The sequence below is a fragment of the Micromonospora phytophila genome (assembly GCF_023656545.1).
In the GTDB taxonomy this organism is placed as follows: Bacteria; Actinomycetota; Actinomycetes; order Mycobacteriales; family Micromonosporaceae; genus Micromonospora; species Micromonospora phytophila.
The window spans coordinates 1-5,803 of sequence record NZ_JAMOKF010000333.1 but is presented as its reverse complement, the minus strand read 5'-3'; the positions used below and the strand labels follow the sequence as shown (position 1 = coordinate 5,803).

At 74.6% G+C, this 5,803-nt stretch carries 6 protein-coding genes and 1 riboswitch; of the genes, 2 read left to right on the top strand and 4 right to left on the bottom strand.

Annotated elements, in window-relative coordinates:
• Positions 1-1,234 (bottom strand): aminotransferase class V-fold PLP-dependent enzyme (locus NCC78_RS26545; RefSeq protein WP_250797882.1); only part of this gene is annotated, 1,234 nt, incomplete at its 3' end.
• A gap of 45 nt (positions 1,235-1,279) precedes the next feature.
• Positions 1,280-1,400, bottom strand: a riboswitch (SAM riboswitch).
• 66 nt (positions 1,401-1,466) lie between these two features.
• Between NCC78_RS26545 and NCC78_RS26540 the strand changes: the two genes are divergently transcribed.
• On the top strand, positions 1,467-2,915 hold the full coding sequence (locus tag NCC78_RS26540; RefSeq protein WP_250797881.1) for a PrsW family intramembrane metalloprotease: 1,449 nt from the start codon (positions 1,467-1,469) through the stop codon (positions 2,913-2,915).
• Between the two features lie 70 nt (positions 2,916-2,985).
• On the opposite strand, the gene NCC78_RS26535 is transcribed toward NCC78_RS26540, so the two are convergent.
• Entirely contained in the window at positions 2,986-3,141 is a 156-nt protein-coding gene (locus NCC78_RS26535; RefSeq protein ID WP_250797884.1) for a hypothetical protein, read from the bottom strand.
• 160 nt (positions 3,142-3,301) lie between these two features.
• Entirely contained in the window at positions 3,302-3,640 is a 339-nt protein-coding gene (locus NCC78_RS26530) for a GroES family chaperonin (protein WP_250797880.1), read from the bottom strand.
• Positions 3,641-3,802: 162 nt separating this feature from the next.
• On the opposite strand from NCC78_RS26530, the gene NCC78_RS26525 reads away from it, so the two are divergent.
• The gene (locus NCC78_RS26525) at positions 3,803-5,101 is read left to right on the top strand and encodes an AI-2E family transporter (RefSeq protein WP_250797879.1); all 1,299 of its coding nucleotides are present in this window, start codon (positions 3,803-3,805) and stop codon (positions 5,099-5,101) included.
• Between the two features lie 19 nt (positions 5,102-5,120).
• Here the strand turns inward: NCC78_RS26525 and NCC78_RS26520 are convergent.
• Positions 5,121-5,803: ATP-dependent DNA helicase (locus NCC78_RS26520; protein ID WP_250797878.1), on the bottom strand; the 683-nt coding region annotated here is incomplete at its 5' end.

Below are 5,803 nucleotides of genomic sequence, written 5' to 3'. Positions count from 1 at the left end.
CGTGCCGCGCGGTGCTGCCCAGGCCGATGCTGGCGCGCAGCGCGGTCGGCGGCAGGTCCCGCCGTCCGCTGCGCGTGGCGGCCTCGACGAGCAGGCGGCGGGCCAGCGGGTGCGCGCAGAAGAGGCCGTCGCGGACCCCGATGTCGTGCTCGCGGGCCAGTTCCGCCGCCACCTCCGCCGAGTCCCGGCCGGCCACCACGAACGACACGATGCCCACCCGGGGCGCGTCGGGGCCGAAGGTGCGCAGCTCCACCACGTGCGGCAGGGCCGCCAGGCCGTCGCGCAACCGGGCCAGCAGGGCCTGCTCCGCGTCGTGCAGCGCGTCCCGGTCGGCGTCGGCGAGGGCGGTGCAGACCGCCGCCAGGGCGACCGCGCCGAGCAGGTTCGGGGTGCCCGCCTCGTGCCGCGCCGGGCCGGTCGTCCACCGTACGTCGTGGGTGGCCGCGCCGACGTGACCCGTGGCGCCCCCGCCGGACAGGTACGGCGGCGCGGCGTCCAGCCAGTCGCCGCGCCCGACGAGCACCCCCGCGCCGAACGGCGCGTACAGCTTGTGGCCGGAGACCGCGAGGTAGTCGACGTCGAGGGCGACGAGATCCACCGGCGCGTGCGGGGCGAGCTGTGCCGCGTCGACCGCGATCCGGGCCCCGTGCCGGCGGGCCACCCGGGCCAGCTCCGCCACCGGCCAGCGCTCGCCCGTCACGTTGCTCGCGGCGGTCACCGCGACCAGCACCGGCAGCCTCGGGTTGGCGTCCCGGCGCAGCTCGGCCAGGGCGGCGGCGAGCGCGCGTACCGCCTCGCCGGGGGAGGCCGGCACCGGCAGCCGGACCGAGCCGCGCGGCCAGGGCAGCAGGTTGGCGTGGTGCTCACCGCCGAAGGTCACCACCGTGGTGCCGGCGGGCAGCGCCCGGGCCAGCAGGTTCAACGCGTCGGTCGTGTTGCGGGTGAAGACCACGTGGTCGTCGGCGCGGGCGGAGAAGAAGTCACCGACCGTCTGCCGGGCCCGCTCGTAGGCGAGCGTGCACCGCCGCGAGAGCGCCCCGGCGCCGCGGTGCACGCTCGCGTACCAGGGGAGCAGTTCGGCCACCGCGTCGGCCGCGGCCCGCGCGCAGGGCGCGGTGGCGGCGTAGTCGAGGTTGATCTGGCCCGGCACGCCGAGCACGTCGAGCGGCCCGGCGGGCGGGGGCGCGGTCCGCGTCGGGTGCGGCGCCAGCGGGGGTACGAGGGTGACGGTCATCGGCCGACCTCCGGGTCCAGGGACCCCGGGTGGGCACACGGGCGGGGTCCGCGCTTGCCCGGCACGCGAATCGGGCCGGGCCCGGTCATCACCCGGGGCACCCCACCGCGAACTCGACGAGGGTTGCCGGCCAGCGAGCCGGGGCTTGACGCTGGCGCTCGTGACCTGTCGGCAGCATAGCCGGACCGGAATGCGGCCGGACCGTCCGGCCGGAGGTGGCTACGCTGACCGCATGGCCGACACCCCGCCCGGCGGACCCCTGCCGCCGTCGCCGACCGCGCCCGCCGTCCCGCCGCCGGGCGGGGCCGCGCCCCGGATGCCGCTGCGCCGGCTGGGGTGGCGGCGGTTCCTGGTGCTGGCCGGGGTCGTCCTGTTCATCGCCGCCTGCGCGGTCTTCATGGTCTTCCGGCTCGGTTCGAGCCTCGGCGTCGAGGCCCTGCTGATCGGCGTGGTCGCCGCGATCCTCCCGGTGCCCGTGCTGGTGGCCTGTTTCCTCTGGCTGGACCGGTACGAGCCGGAGCCGCTGAAGTACCTGATCTTCTGCTTCGCCTGGGGCGCGTTCGTCTCCACCGCCGCCTCGCTGACGGTCAACGAGACCGCCTCCTGGCTGTTCGAGGACTGGGGGTTGCCCGCCGCGCTGGTCGGCGTGCTGGTCGCGCCGTTCATCGAGGAGCTGACCAAGGCGCTCGGGCCGATCCTGCTGCTGATCTTCCGCCGCCGGGAGTTCTCGGGAATCACCGACGCGCTGGTCTACTGCGGGCTCTCCGCGATCGGGTTCGCCATGGTGGAGAACATCCTCTACCTCGGCGGTTACGGCTACGCCACCGGCGTGGAGCGGTACGGGCCGGCCACCGGCACGCAGCAGGTCATCGCCATCTTCATCGTGCGGATCCTGCTCTTCGGCTTCGCCCACCCGCTCTTCACCTCGATGACCGGGGTCGGGCTGGGCATCGCCGCGCGGAGCGCCGACCGGCGGGTGCGGGTGCTCGCCCCGATCGCCGGTCTGCTGCTGGCGATGATGCTGCACGGCACCTGGAACCTGCTGCCCACGCTCACCCAGGCCACCGGCGAGGCGCTGATCATGCTCTACGGCTTCATCGGCGTGATGGTGCCGATCTTCTTCGGCATGGTCGGGCTCGCCGTGTGGCTGCGGGCCTGGGAGGGGCGGCTCACCGAGCGCACCCTGCCGGACTACGTCCGCGCCGGCTGGCTCACCCCGCCGGAGGTGGCGGCGCTGAGCAGTCTCGGGCGGCGGCACGCGGCGCGGTCGTGGGCCCGGCGGGTCGGCGGCGACGCCGGGCTGAAGGCGATGCGCGGCTACCAGTTCGCGGCCACCCGGTTGGCGCTGCTGCGCGACGGGGCGCTGCGCGGGCTGGACCGGAGGCCGGTGGACCGGGAACGGACGGCGCGGGAGGAACGCGAGCTGCTGGAGGCGATCAGCGCGTACCGGTCGTTCTTCGTCGGGCGGGACCCGCAGGCCCCGGTCGGCGTCTGGGACGGGCAGCGCTACCACCTGCGGTTCCCGGACGGCTCGCAGCGGCCGGTCGAGGCGCCGGACGAGCCGGTGGTGCCGATCCCGGTGGTGCTCGCCCCGCCGCCGCCCCCGGCCTTCCCGGCCGGCTACGGCCCGCCCGGCTGGTACGGCCCTCCGGTGGCCCCCTGGCCGCCCGGCCGTCCCTGACACCGGACGCGGTCCCCGGCCCTGCCGTCCGGTGCTGGGCGCCCTGTCGCGGCGAACCGGGTGCGGCGGGTCAGGTCATCAGGCTGGTCATGAAGTCACCGAGACCCTGGAACATCGCCATCAGGCCCGCCCCGATCGACTTGAACATCTCCGCCGCGCCCTCGGGTCGGAACGCCATGAAGTAGATCAGGAACGCGATGAAGCCCCAGAACAACAGCTTCCTCACCCAATCCGGCATCGTCCCTCCCCAGGGCCGGCAGGGTGCCTGGCTTCCCGTCGAGAAGCAGCGCAAACGACAGCGGACTCGCCGGACGTGCCGGGGGAGAGCCGTCGAGGGGGCCGGTCGCGCGACAGAGAGCGACGACACGCGGCCGTTCCTCACCGGCCTACAGGTAGAGGCCCGTGGAGTCGTTCTCGATCCGCTCGGCGGCGACGGCGTGCACGTCGCGCTCGCGCAGCAGCACGTACCCGCGGCCGTGCAGCTCGACCTCGGAGCGGTCGTCCGGGTCGAAGAGGACCCGGTCGCCGGAGACGATCGCGCGGACGTTGGGGCCGACCCCCACCGCGGTCGCCCAGGCCAGCCGCTTGCCCACGGCAGCGGTCGCCGGGATCACGATGCCGGCGGTGGAGCGGCGCTCACCCTCGCTCCCCTCCACCCGCACCAGCACGCGGTCGTGCAGCAGGCGGATCGGCAGGCCGGAGTCGAGATTCTGGTCGGCGGTCACGCCGGAGACGCTACCGTGTCCCGGTCGGCCGGCCGCCAGTGGTTACACGGGGACGGGCCGGGGGCAATGTGTGGCGCAACTGCCCTACGGTGACGTGGTCGGACGTATCCTGTCCGCCGGCGAAGCCGTGGCCGGGCCCTGTTCTGATGCCAGGAGGTGCGCTTGAGCCGCTTCGAGCGGATACGCGGACGGCTTCGTCGCGCGTACGAGTCGGGCCGGGAGTCGGCTCGTACCCGCCGTACGGATCCGGTCGACGCCCCCGAGCCGGCCGGCGTGGCCTCGCCGGCGTCCCCGGGGCCGGTGGCGCCCGCGTCGGCGACCGTGGTCGGCGCCGAGCCGCCCGCCGCGATGCACACCTCCACCTCCAGCCGGGACGACGCGGACGTGCCGCACGCGCTGCGGATCGCCGCCGCCTGGTCCTGGCGCCTGATCGTGATCGGCGTCGTCGCCTGGGCGCTGCTGGGGATCATCGGCAAAATCCGGATCGTGATCATCCCGCTGGCCATCGCGCTGCTGCTCTCCGCGCTGCTCGCGCCGGCCGTCGGCTGGCTGCTGCGGGCGCGTTTCCCCCGGTCGCTGGCGACCGCGGTGGTGCTGGTCGGCGGCCTCGCCGGGGTGGTCGGCACGCTGACCCTGGTGGTCAACGAGTTCATCAAGGGTGTGCCGGAGCTGAGCGAGAAGTCGTCGCAGGGCGTCCGGCAGATCCAGGACTGGCTGAAGACCGGTCCGCTGCACCTCTCCGACGGTCAGCTCGACCGTTACATCGACGAGGGTCAGCAGTGGGTGAACGACAACACCGAGAAGTTCACCAGCGGCGCCCTCTCCACCGCGGCCACGCTGGCCGAGGTGCTGACCGGCACCCTGCTGGTCCTCTTCGCCACGTTCTTCTTCCTCCGGGACGGCAACAAGATCTGGCGCTTCGTGGTCCGGCTGCTGCCGGTGGCCGCCCGCTGGAAGGTCGACGACGCCGGCCGGGCGTCCTGGGCGACCCTGGTGGCGTACGTGCGGGCGACCGTGCTGGTCGCCTTCATCGACGCGGTCGGTATCGGCGTCTTCCTGGTCATCTTCGACATCCCGTTCGCCTTCCCGCTCGCCGCGCTGGTCTTCCTCGGGGCGTTCATCCCGATCGTCGGGGCGGCGCTGTCGGGCGGCGTGGCGGTGCTGGTCGCGCTGGTGGACAGCGGCCCGGTGACCGCGCTGATCATCCTCGGCGTGGTGATCGCGGTGCAGCAGGTCGAGGGGCATGTGCTCCAGCCGCTGATCATGGGTCGGGCGGTGGCCATCCACCCGCTCGCGGTGATCATCGGAATCGCCGCCGGTGTGGTGCTCGCCGGGATCACCGGCGCGCTGGTCTCGGTGCCGCTGATCGCCGTGCTCAACACGGCGGTCCGCCGCCTCGCCGCGCGCACCGTGCCGGACACCCCGCCCGACGCGGTCGTCGTCGCCTCCCAGGCTCCCTGACCCTCGCCCCGGGTGCGGCTCAGGCCTTGGCGAGGCGTTCCAGGGCGCCGCGGGCGACCTCCGGGCGGGTGGTGTACCAGAACGGCGGCAGCGAGCGGCGCAGGAACGGGCCGTAGCCCCGGGCGGTCTCCAACCGCGAGTCGAGCACCGCGACCACGCCCTTGTCGCCGGTCGCCCGGATCAGCCGGCCCACCCCCTGAGCCAGCCGGACCGCGGCGATCGGCACGCTGACCGCGGCGAAACCGGACCCGCCGTTGGCGTCGACCGCGGCGGCCCGGGCCGCCGCGAGCGGCTCGTCCGGCCGGGGGAAGGGCAGCCGGTCGATGACCACCAACTGGCACGAGTCACCGGGCACGTCGACCCCCTGCCAGAGCGACATCACCCCGAACAGGCAACTGGAGCGCTCCTCCCGGAACCGGCGGACCAGCAGCGGCAGCGCCTCCTCACCCTGGAGCAGCACCGGCAGGTCGGTCCGCGCGCGCACCAGCTCCGCCGCCTGCTGCGCGGCCCGCCGGGAGGAGAAGAGCCCGAGCGTACGCCCGCCGAGCGCGGTGACCAGCCCGAGCAGTTCCTCCCCGGCGGCGTCGGGCAGGCCGGAGACGCTGGGCCGGGGCAGGTGCGCGGCGACGTAGAGGATGCCCTGCCGGGCGTAGTCGAACGGGGAGCCGACGTCCAGCGATCGCCAGCCCGGCCCCGAGGTCG